The 15589-nt window shown below is 68.7% G+C and carries 15 protein-coding genes and 2 tRNA genes; 9 read left to right on the plus strand and 8 right to left on the minus strand.

Going from position 1 to position 15589, the window contains the following annotated elements; translation table 11 throughout:
- Nucleotides 1–190: 190 nt before the first annotated feature.
- The 3 genes from ACW174_RS11370 to ACW174_RS11380 all read right to left on the minus strand — a co-directional run bounded on the left by ACW174_RS11370 (nt 191) and on the right by ACW174_RS11380 (nt 3255).
- Entirely contained in the window at nt 191–1096 is a 906-nt protein-coding gene (locus tag ACW174_RS11370; protein ID WP_492014543.1) for an enoyl-CoA hydratase-related protein, read from the minus strand.
- A gap of 186 nt (nt 1097–1282) precedes the next feature.
- Nucleotides 1283–1597 (minus strand): hypothetical protein, encoded by a 315-nt coding sequence (locus ACW174_RS11375; protein WP_492014544.1) that lies wholly within the window; start codon nt 1595–1597, stop codon nt 1283–1285.
- A 65-nt stretch (nt 1598–1662) separates the two neighbouring features.
- Entirely contained in the window at nt 1663–3255 is a 1593-nt protein-coding gene (locus tag ACW174_RS11380; RefSeq protein WP_492014545.1) for a carboxyl transferase domain-containing protein, read from the minus strand.
- Nucleotides 3256–3350: 95 nt separating this feature from the next.
- Here ACW174_RS11380 and ACW174_RS11385 point away from each other — a divergent pair, with 95 nt between their 5' ends.
- The 4 genes from ACW174_RS11385 (at nt 3351) to ACW174_RS11400 (ending at nt 8139) form a co-directional block, all read left to right on the plus strand.
- Nucleotides 3351–3899, plus strand: a complete 549-nt coding sequence (locus ACW174_RS11385; protein ID WP_492014546.1) for an NADPH-dependent FMN reductase — start codon at nt 3351–3353, stop codon at nt 3897–3899.
- A 334-nt stretch (nt 3900–4233) separates the two neighbouring features.
- Nucleotides 4234–5571 carry an MATE family efflux transporter gene (locus ACW174_RS11390; protein WP_492014547.1) on the plus strand — a complete coding sequence of 446 codons (1338 nt, stop codon included), beginning with the start codon at nt 4234–4236 and terminating at the stop codon, nt 5569–5571.
- 129 nt (nt 5572–5700) lie between these two features.
- Nucleotides 5701–7407, plus strand: coding sequence for a methionine--tRNA ligase (gene metG / locus ACW174_RS11395; RefSeq protein ID WP_492014548.1), 1707 nt, complete (start codon nt 5701–5703; stop codon nt 7405–7407).
- A gap of 78 nt (nt 7408–7485) precedes the next feature.
- On the plus strand, nt 7486–8139 hold the full coding sequence (locus ACW174_RS11400) for a lysozyme inhibitor LprI family protein (RefSeq protein ID WP_492014549.1): 654 nt from the start codon (nt 7486–7488) through the stop codon (nt 8137–8139).
- Between the two features lie 10 nt (nt 8140–8149).
- Here the strand turns inward: ACW174_RS11400 and ACW174_RS11405 are convergent, their stop codons facing one another.
- Together ACW174_RS11405 and rlmB are read right to left on the minus strand one after the other, a co-directional pair.
- Nucleotides 8150–8998, minus strand: a complete 849-nt coding sequence (locus ACW174_RS11405; RefSeq protein ID WP_492014550.1) for a YjbE family putative metal transport protein — start codon at nt 8996–8998, stop codon at nt 8150–8152.
- Nucleotides 8999–9222: 224 nt separating this feature from the next.
- Complete coding sequence (gene rlmB / locus ACW174_RS11410) at nt 9223–10134, minus strand: 23S rRNA (guanosine(2251)-2'-O)-methyltransferase RlmB (RefSeq protein ID WP_492014551.1); 912 nt, start codon at nt 10132–10134, stop codon at nt 9223–9225.
- 148 nt (nt 10135–10282) lie between these two features.
- Between rlmB and ACW174_RS11415 the strand changes: the two genes are divergently transcribed.
- The 4 genes from ACW174_RS11415 (at nt 10283) to ACW174_RS11430 (ending at nt 12172) form a co-directional block, all read left to right on the plus strand.
- Nucleotides 10283–10366 (plus strand) — tRNA-Tyr (locus ACW174_RS11415).
- Between the two features lie 76 nt (nt 10367–10442).
- Nucleotides 10443–10516: transfer RNA gene (locus tag ACW174_RS11420), tRNA-Gly, on the plus strand.
- A gap of 60 nt (nt 10517–10576) precedes the next feature.
- Nucleotides 10577–11767 carry an elongation factor Tu gene (gene tuf / locus ACW174_RS11425; protein ID WP_492014552.1) on the plus strand — a complete coding sequence of 397 codons (1191 nt, stop codon included), beginning with the start codon at nt 10577–10579 and terminating at the stop codon, nt 11765–11767.
- 75 nt (nt 11768–11842) lie between these two features.
- Nucleotides 11843–12172, plus strand: a complete 330-nt coding sequence (locus ACW174_RS11430; RefSeq protein WP_492014553.1) for a hypothetical protein — start codon at nt 11843–11845, stop codon at nt 12170–12172.
- Here ACW174_RS11430 and ACW174_RS11435 read toward each other — a convergent pair.
- The 3 genes from ACW174_RS11435 to ACW174_RS11445 form a co-directional block, all read right to left on the minus strand.
- Nucleotides 12169–13209 carry a L,D-transpeptidase family protein gene (locus tag ACW174_RS11435; protein ID WP_492014554.1) on the minus strand — a complete coding sequence of 347 codons (1041 nt, stop codon included), beginning with the start codon at nt 13207–13209 and terminating at the stop codon, nt 12169–12171. The two genes, ACW174_RS11430 and ACW174_RS11435, sit on opposite strands and share 4 nt — an antisense overlap.
- 84 nt (nt 13210–13293) lie before the next feature.
- Nucleotides 13294–14103: an SGNH/GDSL hydrolase family protein gene (locus tag ACW174_RS11440; protein ID WP_492014555.1), complete on the minus strand. Its 810-nt coding sequence runs from the start codon at nt 14101–14103 to the stop codon at nt 13294–13296.
- Entirely contained in the window at nt 14100–14267 is a 168-nt protein-coding gene (locus ACW174_RS11445) for a hypothetical protein (protein ID WP_492014556.1), read from the minus strand. Before ACW174_RS11445 ends, ACW174_RS11440 begins: the two co-directional genes overlap by 4 nt.
- Nucleotides 14268–14429: 162 nt before the next feature.
- On the opposite strand from ACW174_RS11445, the gene ACW174_RS11450 reads away from it, so the two are divergent.
- Nucleotides 14430–15581 (plus strand): GNAT family N-acetyltransferase, encoded by a 1152-nt coding sequence (locus ACW174_RS11450; protein ID WP_492014557.1) that lies wholly within the window; start codon nt 14430–14432, stop codon nt 15579–15581.
- The last annotated feature ends 8 nt before the right edge of the window (nt 15582–15589 follow it).

Here is a 15589-nt window from a genome sequence, read left to right on the forward strand (position 1 = left end):
CGGGCAAAGGCGCCACATCCGGATGGAGCGCGGATGGCAAGTGATTGGTGGTTAGTGATTAGTGGTTCGATGCCGTGGGCGGTCGCGGGACCGGAGCGGGCGCCGGTGCTGACGCCGCCATCCACTGGCCACTAACCACTAATCACTTTCCGGGCTCAGACCTCACCGGACCGAGCGTCGACCATCCAGCCTATTCCGCCCACTTCGGGGCGCGTTTGGCGAGGAAGGCGGCGACGCCTTCCTGACCTTCTTCGCTGGTGCGGGCGCGGGCGATGCGTTTGGCGGTTTCGTCCATCAGGCCGCCGTCGATCTTGCCGTGACCGGCGACGTAGTGGACCAGCCGTTTGGCGTCGCCCATGGCGCCGGGCGCATTGGCCGACAGGCTGTCGGTCAGCATGGAGATGAACTCGTCCACCGAGCCCTCCGGCAGGACCATGTCGATCAGGCCCGCGTGGGCGGCGTAGTCGGCGTCGAAGATGTTGGCGGTCAGGAACAGCTGACGCGCGCGGCGGGCGCCGATGGCCTCGACGACATAGGGGGCGATGGTCGCCGGGACGAGGCCCAGCTTGACCTCGGAGAAGGCGAAGCGGGCGCCCTCGACGGCGACGGCCATGTCGCAGGCGGCCACGATGCCGGCGCCGCCGCCCATGGCCGCGCCCTCGACGATGGCGCAGGTCAGGGCCGGGACGTCGTGCAGGGCCTTGAGCATCTTCGCCAGACCCATGGCGTCGTCGCGGTTGTCGCTCTCGCTCCAGCCCGCCGCATCCTTCATCCAGCCCAGGTCGGCGCCCGCGCTGAAGGTGCCGCCCGCGCCGCGGATGAAGACCACGCGCACGCGGTCGGCGCCGTGCAAGGTCTCGAAGGCTTCACGCAGGGCGGCGATGGTCGCGGCGTCGAAGGCGTTGCGCTTCTCGGGGCGATTGATGGTGACGAAGACCGTCCCGTCGGCGGTGGCGTCGATCTGCACCAGATCATCGTTGGCGTCCGGCGCCGGATCGGCCAGCAGCGGGTGCGAGATGGCGTTGATCTCGGCGGCCTCGGCGTCGGTGATGTCGAGGGCGTCTTCGGGTTGGGTGTCGATGGGTTTGTCGGTCATGGGGTGCCTAACGCTTCAGACGTGATCCTTCTCCATTTGAGAAGGTGGCCCGCGCCGCGGGTCGGAGGATGGGTCGCGCCAGCTTTGGCGTGTCTGTTCGGGATAGCCGACCGGAGGGACCTGCGCGACCCCTGATCCGTCATGCGTCGCATCCCGGCTTCTGCAGCCGGGGGAGACGGGGACGGATCAGACCGGGCAGCGGTGGACGACCTGCTCCGGGCCGTCGCCGTAGGTGAAGCTGAGGGTCTGGCGGTCGTCGGAGAGGATCAGGGTGCGGTAGGTCTCTTCCATGCCGTCATAGTCCTCGTGGCGGACATGGATGTTGACGCCGTCCAGCTCGGCCGGGCGGACGGCGAGGACGGTGTCGGCGGCCTCGAAATAGGTGATGAAGCCCGCGTCGATGCTGAGGTTCAGGCCGCTTTCACGGTCTCCGCATTTCGACAGGTCGGCGCTCCAGTCGCCGTGGAAGCGGTCGGGGATGGCGGGGTCCGGCGTGTCCATTCCGGTCGCGCACCCGGCAAGGGCGAGCGTGACGACCAGACTGGAAGTGAGCCGGACGAGCCGCATCACATCCGGAACACGCCGAAGGTGGTCTCCGGAATCGGGGCGTTCAGGCTGGCGCTGATGGCCAGCCCGAGGACGTCGCGCGTCTGGGCGGGGTCGATGACGCCGTCGTCCCACAGGCGGGCGGTGGCGTAGTAGGGGTTGCCCTCGTCCTCGTATTTCTGGCGGACCGGGGCCTTGAAGGCTTCGGCCTGTTCGGGCGTCCAGCTGTCGGCGTCGCGGTGGACGGTGGCGAGCACGCTGGCGGCCTGTTCGCCGCCCATGACGCTGATGCGGCTGTTGGGCCAGGTGAAGAGGAAGCGCGGGCTGTAGGCGCGGCCGCACATGCCGTAGTTGCCGGCCCCGAAGCTGCCGCCGATCAGGACGGTGAATTTCGGCACCTCGGCCGAGGCGACGGCGGTGACCAGCTTGGCGCCGTGCTTGGCGATGCCCTCGGCCTCGTATTTGCCGCCGACCATGAAGCCCGAGATATTCTGCAGGAACAGCAGGGGGATCTTCCGCTTGCAGGCCAGTTCGATGAAGTGGGCGCCCTTCTGGGCGCTTTCGCTGAACAGGACGCCGTTGTTGGCCAGGATGGCGACCGGATAGCCCCAGATGCGGGCGAAGCCGCAGACCAGGGTCGTGCCGTACAGGGCCTTGAACTCGTCGAACTCGGAGCCGTCGACGGTGCGGGCGATGACCTCGCGCACATCATAGGGGGCGCGGACGTCGTCGGGGATGATGCCGTACAGTTCCTCGGCGGGCAGGGCCGGGGCGCGCGGCTCGCGCACGTCCAGGTCGACGCGCTTCACCGTGTTCAGATTGGCGACGATGGAGCGGACGATCTCCAGCGCGTGTTCGTCATTCTCGGCGACATGGTCGACGACGCCGGACTTGCGGCCATGGGTCTCGGCGCCGCCCAGCTCTTCCGCGGAGATGACCTCGCCGGTGGCGGCCTTCACCAGCGGCGGGCCGGCCAGGAAGATGGTGCCCTGGTTGCGGACGATGACCGTCTCGTCCGACATGGCCGGGACATAGGCGCCGCCGGCGGTGCAGGAGCCCATGACGCAGGCGATCTGGGGGATCGACTTCGCCGACATACGGGCCTGGTTGAAGAAGATGCGGCCGAAATGGTCGCGGTCGGGGAAGACCTCGGCCTGGTGCGGCAGGTTGGCCCCGCCGGAATCGACCAGATAGACGCAGGGCAGGTTGTTCTGCTCGGCGATCTCCTGCGCCCGCAGGTGCTTCTTCACGGTCAGGGGGAAGTAGGCGCCGCCCTTCACGGTCGGGTCGTTGGCGACGATCATGACCTCGCGGCCCGAGACGCGGCCGACGCCGCAGATCATGCCCGCGCCCGGCGCCTCGTCATTGTACATTCCGCCGGCGGCCAGCTGGCCGACCTCGAGGAAGGGGGAGCCGGGGTCCAGCAGGCGCTCGACCCGGTCCCGCGGCAGCAGCTTGCCGCGCGAGACGTGACGGTCGCGGCTGGCGTCGGAGCCGCCGCGTCCGGCCTTCTCGACCTTGGCGTAGAGCTCATCGCGCAGGGCGCGGTTGTGGGCGTCCAGCGCCTTGAAGGCGGCGGAGTTTGTGTCGATGGCGGAGGTCAGCTTCGGCATGGGGCTGGTTTAGGCGTTGCATCGCGCCCTTGTCCACCGGACCGCGCGGCGCCAGATCAGGGGCAGGGCGACGGTCGTCCCGAAGGATCATCTCCATGAGCAAAATCGCCTTTATCGTCGGCAGCCTTCGCAAGGGCTCCCTGAACCGGCTGACCGCCGAGGCGCTGATCCGTCAGGCGCCGGATGGGCTGGAGGGCGTGATCGTCGAGATCGGCGACCTGCCCCTGTACAATCCGGATCTGGAAGAGTCGGCGCCCGCGGCCTGGACCCGGTTCCGTGACGCCCTGCGGGACGTGGACGGGGTGGTCTTCGTGACGCCGGAGTACAATCGCTCGGTGCCCAGCGTGCTGAAGAACGCCATCGACGTGGGCTCGCGCCCCTATGGCCACAGCATCTGGTCGGGCAAGCCGGCCGCCGTGGTCAGCGTTTCGCCCGGGGCCATCGGCGGCTTCGGCGCCAACCACCACCTGCGCCAGTCGCTGGTCTTCCTCGACATGCCGACCCTGCAGCAGCCCGAGGCCTATATCGGCAATGCGGGCGACCTGTTCGACGATCAGGGCGAGGTCAAGGTCGAGGGGACGAAGACCTTCCTGACCTCGATCATGGCGGCTTTCGGCAAGCTGGTGGCGAAGCACGGGGCGTAAGGGGCGAGACCGGCAGAGCGGGTTCACACCAAGGACACCAAGGGAGACACGAAGAACGCCAAGAGAAAGGGGGGCGTCGAATGATGCCCCTCTTGTCCGTGGATCTGGAGGAATTGATCGCGAAGCGATCCTTCAGCCTCGCTGATGTCGCTCAACGGTCAGCCGCCCCACCGGCTCCTTCGTGTCCCTTGGTGTCCCCCTTGGTGCTCATGGTGTGAACCTTGACTGCCGGGCAGTTGAGCTGGGTGGAAGGGAGAATGATCAGTTCCCCTTATGGCTGCTGTCCTGAAACCCGGTTGACCCCGCCGTCGGCCCGTGGCCTGTGCCGCGTCCCATGATCGCCCTCAATGACAAGACCCGCGCCACTCTCAAGGAGTTGCTGAACCTCGCCTGGCCGGTGGTGCTGGCGCGGATCGGCATCATGACCATGGGGCTGACCGACGCCATCGTGGTCGGCCACTATGCCTCGCGCGAGCTGGCCTATCACTCGCTGGCCTGGGCGCCGTCGTCGGTGGTGCTGACGACCGCCGTGGGCCTGATGATGGGGGTGCAGATCATCACCGCCCGCCTGCGCGGCGAGGGGCGGCACGCCGAGATCGGCGCGGTGCTTCGCCGGGGCATGGTCTATGCGCTGCAGATCGGCATCGCCTCGATGCTGGCCTTGGCCGTGCTGGGTCCCTGGGTCATGCAGAAGGTGCAGTTCGGCGAAGGGCTGGGGGAGGGCGCGTCGGCGCCGCTGGTGGTCTTCGCCCTGTCGATGCCCGCCTATCTGATCTCGGTGGCGGCGCAGTTCTTCCTGGAGGGCCTGTCCAAGCCCAAGCCCGGCATGTGGGCCATGTGGGTGGCCAATGGCGTGAACATCGCGCTGAACCTGCTGCTGGTGCCCGACCTGCTGGGACTGGGCGTGGACGGGGCCGTGGCTTCGGCCTGGGCCACGTTCGGCGCGCGGACGGCGCTGGCCGTCTTTCTGGTCGTCTACATCCTGCGTCTGCCCGAGGCGAAGAGCTGGAACCTGTGGACCCGGCCCGCGCGGGACCGCGAGACCGAGCGGGAGCAGGTCAAGGTCGGGATCGGCGCGGGCGCGTCGAACTTCATCGAGGTCGGGGCCTTTGCGGCCATGACCGTGATCGCGGGCCTGCTGGGCACGAACGAGACCGCCAGCTGGGCCATCGTGATCAATATGTCGGCCATCGTCTTCATGCTGCCGATGGGACTGTCGTCGGCGACGGCGGTGCTGGTCGGCCGGGCCTATGGCGCCCAGGATCGCGACGGCGTGCTGCGCGCGGGCTTCGCCGGGATCGGGGTGGTGACGGTGCTGGCCCTGCTGGTGGCGCTGATCATCTGGCCGACGGCGGGTCTGCTGGTCAGGGCCTACACCATCGATCCCGCGCTGATCGCCATCGCCGGACCCGCGCTGGTGCTGGCGACCCTGTTCTTCGTGGCCGACGGTATCCAGGTGGTGGCGGCGCAGGCCAACCGCGCGGCGGGCGACGTCTGGTGGCCGACGATCATGCATTTCTTCGCCTATGGCGCGATCATGATGCCGCTGGGCTGGGTGCTGGCGCATCGCATCGGCGTGGACGGTCTGGTCTGGGCCGTCATTATCGCCAGTCTGGTGTCGGGCACGCTGCTGACCGGGCGGTTCGTGCGGGTGGCGCGGCGGCTGGCCTGAAGGGATTAGGGATGAGGGATTAGGGATTAGGCTGGCGGCAGGGTTGCGGTATCGGTCCGCACTCGCCACTAACCGAGACTAATCCCCAATCCCTCATCCCTAATCCCTCATCCCTGAACCTTGGCCTCCATGTCCCGCATCCTCATCACCTCGGCGCTGCCCTACATCAACGGCATCAAGCATCTGGGGAATCTAGCGGGCTCGATGCTGCCGGCGGACGTCTATGCGCGGTTCAAGCGCGGGCAGGGGCATGAGGTCCTCTACATCTGCGCCACCGACGAGCACGGCACCCCGGCCGAGCTGGCCGCCGCCAAGGCCGGGCAGGACGTGCGCACCTATTGCGACGAGCAGCACGAGATCCAGAAGGCCGCGGGGCAGGCCTTCGGCCTCAGCTACGACTGGTTCGGCCGCTCCTCAAATGAGCCCAACCGCCGCCTGACCCAGCATTTCGCCAGGGTGCTGGAGGAGAAGGGGCTGATCGAGGAGCGGGTGGATCGGATGATCTATTCCGTGGACGACGCCCGCTTCCTGCCGGACCGCTACGTCGAGGGCACCTGCCCGCACTGCGGCCATGTCGGCGCGCGCGGCGACCAGTGCGACAACTGCGGTCGCCTGCTGGACCCGACCGACCTGATCGATCCGTATTCGTCGGTGTCCGGGTCCCGGAACCTGGAAGTGCGCGACACGCGGCACCTGTACCTGCTGCAGACCAAGGTCGAGCAGCCGATCCGCGACTGGATCGGGACCAGGACCGACTGGCAGACCCTGGCCAAATCCATCGCCTACAAACATCTGGACGAGGGCCTGATCGACCGGGGCATCACGCGCGACCTGAAATGGGGCGTGCCGGTGGTCGGGCCCGACGGTGGGCCGCGCCCGGGCATGGAGGGCAAGGTCTTCTATGTCTGGTTTGACGCCCCGATCGAATATATCGGCGCCACCGAAGAGTGGGCCGAGGCGACCGGCCGGACCTGGCGCGACTGGTGGCGCACCGACGAGGGCGCCGACGACGTCCGCTACGTCCAGTTCATGGGCAAGGACAACGTCGCCTTCCACACCGTCGGCTTCCCGGCGACCCTGATCGGCTCGGGCGAGCCGTGGAAGATGGTCGACACGCTGAAGGCCTTTAACTGGCTGAACTGGTACGGCGGGAAGTTCTCGACCAGCCAGAAGCGCGGCGTCTTCATGGACCAGGCGCTGGAACTGCTGCCCGCCGACTACTGGCGCTGGCACCTGACCGCCTATGGCCCCGAGCATTCGGACGCGGCCTTCACCTGGGAGCAGTTCCAGTCGACGACCAACAAGGACCTGGCCGATGTGCTCGGCAATTTCGTCAACCGGATCGTCAAATTCACCGAGTCGAAATTCGGCGGCGTCGTGCCGGAGGGCGGGGCCCTCACGGAGGTCGAGCAGTCCTTCCTGACCCAGATCAAGGGCGGCATCGCCGAGGCGACGGCCAATCTGGAGGACATGGAGTTCCGCAAGGCGGCCCAGTCGATCCGCGCCCTGTGGGTGCTGGGCAACGAATACCTTCAGGTCGCCGCCCCGTGGACCGCGCTCAAGACGGATCCCGAGCGCGCGGCCACCGCCACCCGCTTCGCCCTGAACCTGGTCGCCCTGTTCGCCCGTCTGGCCGCGCCGGTCATCCCGGGCTCGGCGGAAAAGATCGCGGCGACAGTGGGCGCGACGAACCTGTCGTGGCCGTCGGCGGACGAGGACCTGCTGGCCGCCGTGCCGGTGGGCCAAGCCGTAGCCGCCGCGGCGGTTCTGTTCGCCAAGATCGAGGACGAACAGGTCGCGGAATGGAGCGCCCGCTTCGGCGGCGCGGAGGCGTAAAACCTCGAAGCGATCGCGCGGAGGGAGCGCTGCGGCGCTTGCAGCGTTGCATCGGGTGAACCCTGAAAAAGGCAACGAATGTTCACCTCCCTCGCGTTCGCCCTGTCGCTGGCCGCCGCCCCGCAGGCCAGCAACCCCTCCTTCAGCTGCAGCCGGGCCTCGACCCCGTCGGAGCACGCCATCTGCGCCGAGCCGCGGCTGGGGCGGCTGGACCGGCAGTTGGCGGATCGCTACGTCGCCGTGCGTCGGGCGATGACGCCGGCCCAGCGCGAGGCGCTGACGCGCGATCAGCGGTGGTTCCTCGGCGCCCGGGACGAGTGGCAGGAGAACCATACGCGGGGCGGCTTCCGGGATTTCGATGACCTGTCCGCGCGGATGACCGAGCGGATCGCCTTCCTTGACCAACTCCGCACACAACCCGCCACCCATCTGCAGGGCGTCTGGCGCAACGCGGCGGGCACGGTGGATATCCGCACGCTGGAGAAGGGGCAGGTCTCGGTGCAGATCAACGCCGCCCATCCGGTGAATGCGCGCTGGACCTGCGACGTGTCCGGGCGCGGGCGGGTCGGAGACCGCGCCATCACCCTGGACGGGGGCGACGGCTGGCGGGTCCGGGTGTCGCTGGATCGCGGCGTCCTGAAGGTCGAGGAGCTGACCCCCGCCAGCCGGACGATCCGGCCCTACTGCGGCGCCAACGGCCACGTGGACGGGACCTACTTCCTGACGCGATAGGAGGCCGGGGTCAGGAGGCCGTCGGCGGAACCGTCAGCGGCGGCGGCAGGTCGGCGGGCGTGGCCCCCGGCTGGGTCAGGCAGGGGCCGCGCTTGGTCTCGTCGGCTTCAGCCTTGCAGTATTTGGCCACCTCGTCCGGCTTGATCTGCAGGACGGCGGGGACCGCGGCGTTGTGCTGGGCCAGGTTCAGGGTGCGGACCACGGTGGCGCGGTAGCCGTCCCAGATCATGTGCAGGGCGACATACAGCACGATGACCAGACCGACGTAGCCGATCCAGCGGAAGCGGTGCAGCAGCTTGGCGATGTAGGTGGCGGCGACGCCCATCAGGCCGATCGACAGCACCAGGCCGAAGACCATGATCCACGGATGCTCGTGCGCGGCGCCGGCGACGGCCAGCACATTGTCCAGCGACATGGTGATGTCGGCGATCATGATCTGGATCAGGGCGGCGGCGAAGGTCTTGCGCTTCAGGCCCAGTTCTTCCGGCGACGGCCCGTTGCCGTGCTCGATGCTGAGCGCCAGTTCCAGCTCGGCCTCGGCCTCGGCCTGATCGTGGGTCGCGGCCTCGCGCAGCTCGCGCCACATCTTCCAGCACACCCACAGCAGCAGCAGGCCGCCGGCCAGAAGCAGGCCGATCAGCCCCATCAACCAGCCGGTGACCAGGGCGAAACCGATGCGCATGACCACGGCGGCGATCAGGCCGATCAGGATGGCCTTCTTGCGCTGCGCCTGCGGCAGGGCGGCGGCGGCCAGACCCACGGCGACGGCGTTATCGCCGGCCAGCACGAGGTCCATCATGACCACCTGACCAAGCGCGGTCAGCTGGGAGCCGAGTTCGGGGGAGCTGAGGAATTCCATGCCGGTCCTCTAGCCGTGCGACAGTCGGTCGCCAAGGGGGAGCTGTCTCCTCCCCGTCGCGGTCCGCGATGGGGAGGCGGCTCGGCACGGATAGGCGACGAGACGGCGGGGGCGGGAAGGGATTGGCGGTCGGCGTTCAGACGCATGAGCCGCCCCTTCCGTCACGCTTCGTACTCGAAGCGCGACACCTCCCCATTCGCGACGCGAACGGGGAGGAAGAGCCGTCATCCCGCCTGTTTTCGCGCCGTTTCGTACAGGGCGATGGCCGCCGCGTTGGAGACGTTCAGGCTCTCGAAACCACCGGGCATGGGGATGCGGGCCATGGCGTCGCAATGCTCGGCCACCAGACGACGTACGCCGTCGCCTTCGGACCCCATGACCAGCACGGTCGGCTGGGCGTCCAGCGCCTGCTCCAGCGTCAGCTCGGCCGATCCGTCCAGACCGACGGCGCGCCAGCCCAGGTCGGCCAGCGTCTCCAGCGCGCGGGACAGATTCGTCACGCGGGCGCAGGGCAGGCGTTCGGTGGCGCCGGCGGACGCCTTGGCCAGGGCGCCGGCGAGGGCGGGGGAGTGGCGGTCCTGCACGACGATTCCCCTGGCCCCGAAGGCGAGGGCCGAACGGAAGATGGCGCCGACGTTCTGGGGGTCGGTCAGCTGATCCAGCATGACGATGACGCCCGAGGCGTCTTCCGCGATGTCGTGCAGCGCCACGCCTTCCAGCGGGGCGACCTTGAAGGCCAGGCCCTGGTGCACCGCCCCGGGGGGCAGCATGCGGTCCAGCGCCTGCGGCTCGATCACCTCGGGCTTGTGGCCGTGCGGGGCCAGACGGTCGCGCTCGATCTCGGCGGCGCGGTCCGGCGTGGCCAGCAGGCGGCCCATGCCCTTGCGGGCCGGGTTGGCCAGCGCGGCGAGGACCGGATGGCGGCCCCAGACGAAGTTGTCGGCGTCGACCTTGGCCCGCGAAACTCGCGGCGCAGAATCACTGAAGGTCTTCGCGGGGGGATTCGGGTTCCACCCGCCGCGCTCGTTTCCACCCTTGTTCGCGGCCTTCGGACCGTCGAAACGCCCGCCGGGCTTGCCGGAAGGGGCCGTTTTCTTGCCCGATTTCCGGTCATTGCGTTCTGAAATTCTCGACACTATAAGACGCCCTCCGATTTGGAGCCCTGAGGGCTTTCGGGTCTGGCGCACCTCCTAAAGCAGGCGTCGCGGGATCACGAGAGGCTTTGTTGCTTCAGAGGCCGAAAGGTCGCTGAATCAAGGGTCCGACGGTTTTGACAGGCGCGTTGGGGGAATGTCCCGAGCGGCAAAGGGGGGGGACTGTAAATCCCCTGCGTAAGCTTCGCAGGTTCGAGTCCTGCTTCCCCCACCACGCGCTTTCAAAACGACGGACAGGACCCCATATCGGGTCGGCGGTCGACGGCTTTCGGGCCCAAGGCCGTCTCCGCGCGGGTATAGTACAATGGTAGTACAGCAGCCTTCCAAGCTGAATATGTCGGTTCGATTCCGTCTACCCGCTCCAGGTTTTTAGATCAGCACCGCGCCCCTCCGCTGACGGACCCGGGCCACAGGAGTTTTGGCCATGGCCAAGGAAAAGTTCGAACGTAACAAGCCGCACTGCAACATCGGCACGATCGGTCACGTTGACCACGGCAAGACGACGCTGACGGCGGCGATCACGATGACGCTGGCCAAGGCCGGTGGCGCCAAGGCCATGGCCTATGCCGACATCGACGCGGCTCCGGAAGAAAAAGCGCGCGGCATCACGATCAACACGGCGCACGTGGAATATGAGACGGCCAACCGTCACTACGCCCACGTCGATTGCCCGGGCCACGCCGACTATGTGAAGAACATGATCACCGGCGCCGCTCAAATGGACGGCGCGATCCTGGTGGTTTCGGCCGCTGACGGCCCGATGCCGCAGACCCGCGAGCACATCCTGCTGGCCCGTCAGGTCGGCGTGCCGGCCTTGGTGGTCTTCATGAACAAGGTCGACCTGGTCGACGACGAAGAGCTGCTGGAACTCGTCGAGATGGAAGTGCGCGAGCTGCTTTCGTCCTACCAGTTCCCGGGCGACGACATTCCGATCACCAAGGGCTCGGCCAAGGCCGCGACCGACGGCGTGAACCCGGAAATCGGCGAGCAGCGCGTGCTGGCCCTGATGGAAACCGTCGACAGCTACATCCCGCAGCCGGAACGTCCGGTCGACCTGCCCTTCCTGATGCCGGTCGAAGACGTGTTCTCGATCTCGGGCCGCGGCACCGTGGTCACGGGCCGCGTCGAAAAGGGTATCGTCAAGGTCGGTGAAGAAGTCGAAATCGTCGGCATCCGTCCGGTCCAGAAGACGACCTGCACGGGCGTCGAAATGTTCCGCAAGCTGCTGGACCAGGGTCAAGCGGGCGACAACGTCGGCGTTCTGCTGCGCGGCACCAAGCGTGAAGACGTCGAGCGCGGTCAGGTTCTGTGCAAGCCGGGTTCGATCACCCCGCACACGAAGTTCCTGGCCGAGGCCTACATCCTGACCAAGGAAGAGGGCGGCCGTCACACGCCGTTCTTCACCAACTACCGTCCGCAGTTCTACTTCCGTACGACCGACGTGACCGGCATCGTGCACCTGAAGGAAGGCGTCGAGATGATCATGCCCGGCGACAACGCCGAGCTGAACGTCGAGCTCATCACCCCGATCGCCATGGATCAGGGCCTGCGCTTCGCCATCCGTGAAGGCGGCCGCACCGTCGGCGCCGGCGTCGTCGCCAAGATCATCGAGTAGTAGAACTCGAGGATCTGACGATCTGAAATGAAGCGGCCCCCGGAGCGATCCGGGGGCCGTTTTCGTTGGGGTCGTATGGACAAGGCCTATCCTCACACGCCCGACGGTCGCTATTTCGTGGTTCGCGGCCGCCTGTGGCGCGCGACGGATCCGGGCCTGGACGCGGCCCGGCGGGAGGAACTGGTCAAGGCTCTGATGCAGGCCCGGCGCGAGGTCGGGCAAGCGCGCCGGGCCGGTGACCGGCCGGCGCTGGCGGCGGCGGGACAGGCCGTGGATGCGGCCAAGATCGGACTGGGCGAGCGGGGCCCCGTCTGGTGGACAGACGGCGCGCCCGACCTCAATCGCCACATGGCGCGCACCACGCCCTATGCCGACTGGTTTTCCAGCTTGCCGGCCGGATCCTAGACGAACCGGACCTCGACCCCCGGCTTGACCGCCGCGGCCAGTTGCCAGGCGTCCCAGTTGGTCAGGCGGACGCAGCCGTGCGACGCGGTCTTGCCGATCTTCTCCGGGTCGGGCGTGCCGTGAATGCCGTAGCTGGGCTTGTTCAGGTCGATCCAGACGACGCCGACCGGACCGTTGGGGCCGGGAGGAATGACGATCTTGCGGTCGCCGTCGCCGAAGCTGAGCTTGGCGGGGTCGTAGGTGTAGTCCGGGTTGCGGGCCACGCCGTTGACCCGGACCGTGCCGCTGGGGGTCGGGTTGTCGCCGCTGCCGATGGTCGCCGGATAATAGGCCAGCAGGCGACCGTCCTCGGCGAAGGCCCGGACCGAGCCCTCGGCCTTGTTGACCACGATATGATCGACGTCGCCGGGCAGGGGCGATTGGCCGATGGCGGGCACCACGATGCGCTGGCCCGCGCGGCGGAAGTCGACGCCGGGGTTGAGGCCCTGCAGCAGGTCTTCGGTGATGTGGAAATGCTCGGCCAGCCGCTCACGCGGGCTGGTGTAGCGGACGCCGTTCTCGGCCTGTTGCGCCATCTCCCCGGGCGGGGGGCTGAAGGGGCCGGCGATGTCGGCGGGCGTCAGGGTGTGGCTGGTCATGGCCGGGCGGTCGTCGGCGGCGGTCAGCTTCGCCATCAGTTCGGCGTCGATGGCGTCGCCCTGCATCCCGTTGGCCTGACGCCAGGCCGCCACAGCCTGACGCAGGTTTGATCCGGCCAGACCATCAATGGCCCCGGGCGAGAAGGTGGAGCGGTCGAGCAGGATCTGCAGCCGGACGAGGGCGGCGTCCGGCGGCGTGACCGCGCCGGGCGCGGGCGCGGGCGCGTCGGCGGCGGGCGGGGTGACGGGGGCGGTGATCCGGGCGTCGTTGATCTGGTCCGTCGTCAGCGAGGGCGCCGGCGCCTGGGCCGAAGGCGCGGGTTCGGCGGGACGGTCGGGCTGACCGCAGGCGGCGAGGGCGAGCAGGCTGGTCGAGGCGAGGATCAGGCGAAAGGACATGCGATTCCGTGGCGTTGCGGTTGCAGAGCCAACCCGCCGCGGTCACGCTTGTTCCGGAACGTCGGTCGCCGGGGAGGCGGACTCCTAGCGCAGGCGGGGCGCCAGACCCTCGGCGGTGACCTCGGCCCAGCAGGCATAGCCGGCGTCGTTGAGGTGCAGGTCGTCCGGACCGACGCCGCCCCGGTCGAGGCCCGACCAGCCGGCCATGGCGTCGAAGCGGCGCAGCACCGCATAGCCGCCGCGCCGGCCCTCGTCGGCGATGCGGCGGGCCATGGTCTCGAGTGTCGGGTTGCGGCCGCGGAAGCCCGCATTGGCCGTCTCCTCGGGGAGCCGCTGCGGGTCGATCAGCAGCACGTCCACGTCGGCGGCCTTAAGCGCGGCCTCGCCGCGATGGAAGTCGGCGAACACGTCGTCGAAGGCCCGGTCGCGCAGCACGTCATTGGTGCCCAGCTGCCAGATGACCAGATCGACCCGCCCGGCGGCCAGTTCGCGCTCCAGCCGGTCGGCGGTCTCCTTCGCCGTCTCGCCGCCGATGCCGCGGTTGAGGACGGAGACGTCCACGCCGGGCAGGCGCTGCTCGAGGCCGCTCTCCAGCAGAGGGGCGAAACCCAGCTCACGCCGGCTGGCCCCGATGCCCTCGATGGAGGAGGAGCCGACGGCGAGGATGCGCAGCTGGCCGGCCCGCACCGCCGCCCGACTGCGGGTCAGGCCGCCGTTGTCGATGACGAAGCCCGAATCGAGGGGGCAGACCGCGATCGGGGCGCCCGCCGTGACGGCGGGCGCGGGCGGTGTCCGGTCGCCCGTTCGCGCGACGGTCTGGGCGCGGGCCGAGAGGGGCAGGGCCGCTCCGGCGGTCAGGGCGACGGCGGCGAGCATCAGGACGGCTGTCTTCAAGGATTGGGCTTTCCGGTGGCGGGATCGGTGGCGGTGTCGCCGGGATTGGAGGAGCCTTCCGAACCGGCCGGTTCGGTGGCGGGGCGCGGCGGCTGGCCATCCTTGCCCGGGCGCTGGTTCTCGTTCTCGGTTTCGGGATTGTCGGGGCGGTTGGGGTCGGTCATGGCGATCTCCGGGGATGGGACAGGCGGAACGTGGCGGACGCGAGGCGGCTCCCCGAACACCAGTCATTAAGGATGAACGCTCACCCGGCTGAAACGGCCTGTGTGACATGAGGGGCGTTGCGATTGTCCGCCAGTCTGGTTTTGGCGGCAGGAAGGACAGCGATGACCGGGTTCAAGGTCGACATCCTGAAGGCGGAGCAGCTGGGCGAGGCGGAGTGGGCGGCCTGGCGCGCCTTTCTGGCCGCCAACCCGGCGCTGACCAGCCCCTATTTCCGGCCCAGCTTCACGCGGGTGGCCGGGCGGATCAGCCCGGATGCGGCGGTGGCCGTGTTCAGCAAGGGCGGCGAGATCGTCGGCTTCTTCCCGCACCAGCGGCGCGGGGCGGCGATCCAGCCGCTGGGGGCGCCCATGAATGACTATCACGGCGTCATCGCCCGTCCCGGCGAAGGGCCGACCCTGTCGGAGGTGGCCGAACTGCTGGGCGGCGCGCGCCTGAACGTCACCGCCTGGGTCGGCGAGACGCCGCTGGGCGAGGACCGGCGGACCGTGCAGGTCGAGCTGGGCGACGGCGGCTATGACGGCTGGTACGCCGAGCGCCGCGCGACCTTCGGCAAGTTCTTCAAGGACAAGGAACGCGCCCGGCGCAGCATGGAGGCCGAGCTGGGCCCGTTGCGGGTTGAGCGCGACCTGCAGGATCCCAAGCTGCTGGACTGGCTGATCGATCTGAAGCGCGACCAGTACAAACGCACCCGCCGCCACGACATCTTCGCCTGCGGCTGGACCGCCGACCTGCTGCACGAGCTGCTGCAGACCGAGGGCGAGAACGGGTTCGGCGCCTCGATGGCCGGGCTGTGGGCGGGCGACCGGCTGACGGCGATCGAGTTCTCGCTGCACGCGGGCGACCAGTACCATTTCTGGTTTCCGGGCTATGAGCCGTCGCTGGCGCGCTGTTCGCCGGGCATCCTGCTGAGCATGGACACCATGCGGCTGGCGGCGGAGCGGGGCTATCGCACCTTCGACTTCGGGTTCGAGGGCGAGCACTACAAGAAATATTTCTGCAACGGCCACCACGTCGTCCGCGAGGCCATGGTGCTGAAACCCGGCCTTGGCGCGGCGGTCAGCCAGGCGGCGGTGAAGGCGCTGGATCTGGCGGGCGAAGGGCGCGGCGAGAAGCTGCGCGCCAGTGTCCGCCGTCGCTGGGCCGCCATCGAGGCCTGTGAAGTCACGCCCGCCAACCGGTTCAGGGGCGCCCTGCAGGCGGCGGGCGCCGCCCTGAACAAGGCCCGCGCCTCGACGACCGGCGCGGCGGCCTGAGGATGTCC

It is taken from the genome of Brevundimonas sp. AVps31, from assembly GCF_058681355.1.

Excerpts from the sequence above, each read along its gene's own strand:
- ACW174_RS11370 (WP_492014543.1), bottom strand. The coding sequence starts at position 1,096 with ATGACCGACAAACCCATCGACACCCAACCCGAAGACGCCCTCGACATC.
- ACW174_RS11375 (WP_492014544.1), bottom strand. The coding sequence starts at position 1,597 with ATGGACACGCCGGACCCCGCCATCCCCGACCGCTTCCACGGCGACTGG.
- ACW174_RS11380 (WP_492014545.1), bottom strand. The coding sequence starts at position 3,255 with ATGCCGAAGCTGACCTCCGCCATCGACACAAACTCCGCCGCCTTCAAG.
- ACW174_RS11385 (WP_492014546.1), top strand. The coding sequence starts at position 3,351 with ATGAGCAAAATCGCCTTTATCGTCGGCAGCCTTCGCAAGGGCTCCCTG.
- ACW174_RS11390 (WP_492014547.1), top strand. The coding sequence starts at position 4,234 with ATGATCGCCCTCAATGACAAGACCCGCGCCACTCTCAAGGAGTTGCTG.
- metG (WP_492014548.1), top strand. The coding sequence starts at position 5,701 with ATGTCCCGCATCCTCATCACCTCGGCGCTGCCCTACATCAACGGCATC.
- ACW174_RS11400 (WP_492014549.1), top strand. The coding sequence starts at position 7,486 with ATGTTCACCTCCCTCGCGTTCGCCCTGTCGCTGGCCGCCGCCCCGCAG.
- ACW174_RS11405 (WP_492014550.1), bottom strand. The coding sequence starts at position 8,998 with ATGGAATTCCTCAGCTCCCCCGAACTCGGCTCCCAGCTGACCGCGCTT.
- tuf (WP_492014552.1), top strand. The coding sequence starts at position 10,577 with ATGGCCAAGGAAAAGTTCGAACGTAACAAGCCGCACTGCAACATCGGC.
- ACW174_RS11430 (WP_492014553.1), top strand. The coding sequence starts at position 11,843 with ATGGACAAGGCCTATCCTCACACGCCCGACGGTCGCTATTTCGTGGTT.
- ACW174_RS11435 (WP_492014554.1), bottom strand. The coding sequence starts at position 13,209 with ATGTCCTTTCGCCTGATCCTCGCCTCGACCAGCCTGCTCGCCCTCGCC.
- ACW174_RS11445 (WP_492014556.1), bottom strand. The coding sequence starts at position 14,267 with ATGACCGACCCCAACCGCCCCGACAATCCCGAAACCGAGAACGAGAAC.
- ACW174_RS11450 (WP_492014557.1), top strand. The coding sequence starts at position 14,430 with ATGACCGGGTTCAAGGTCGACATCCTGAAGGCGGAGCAGCTGGGCGAG.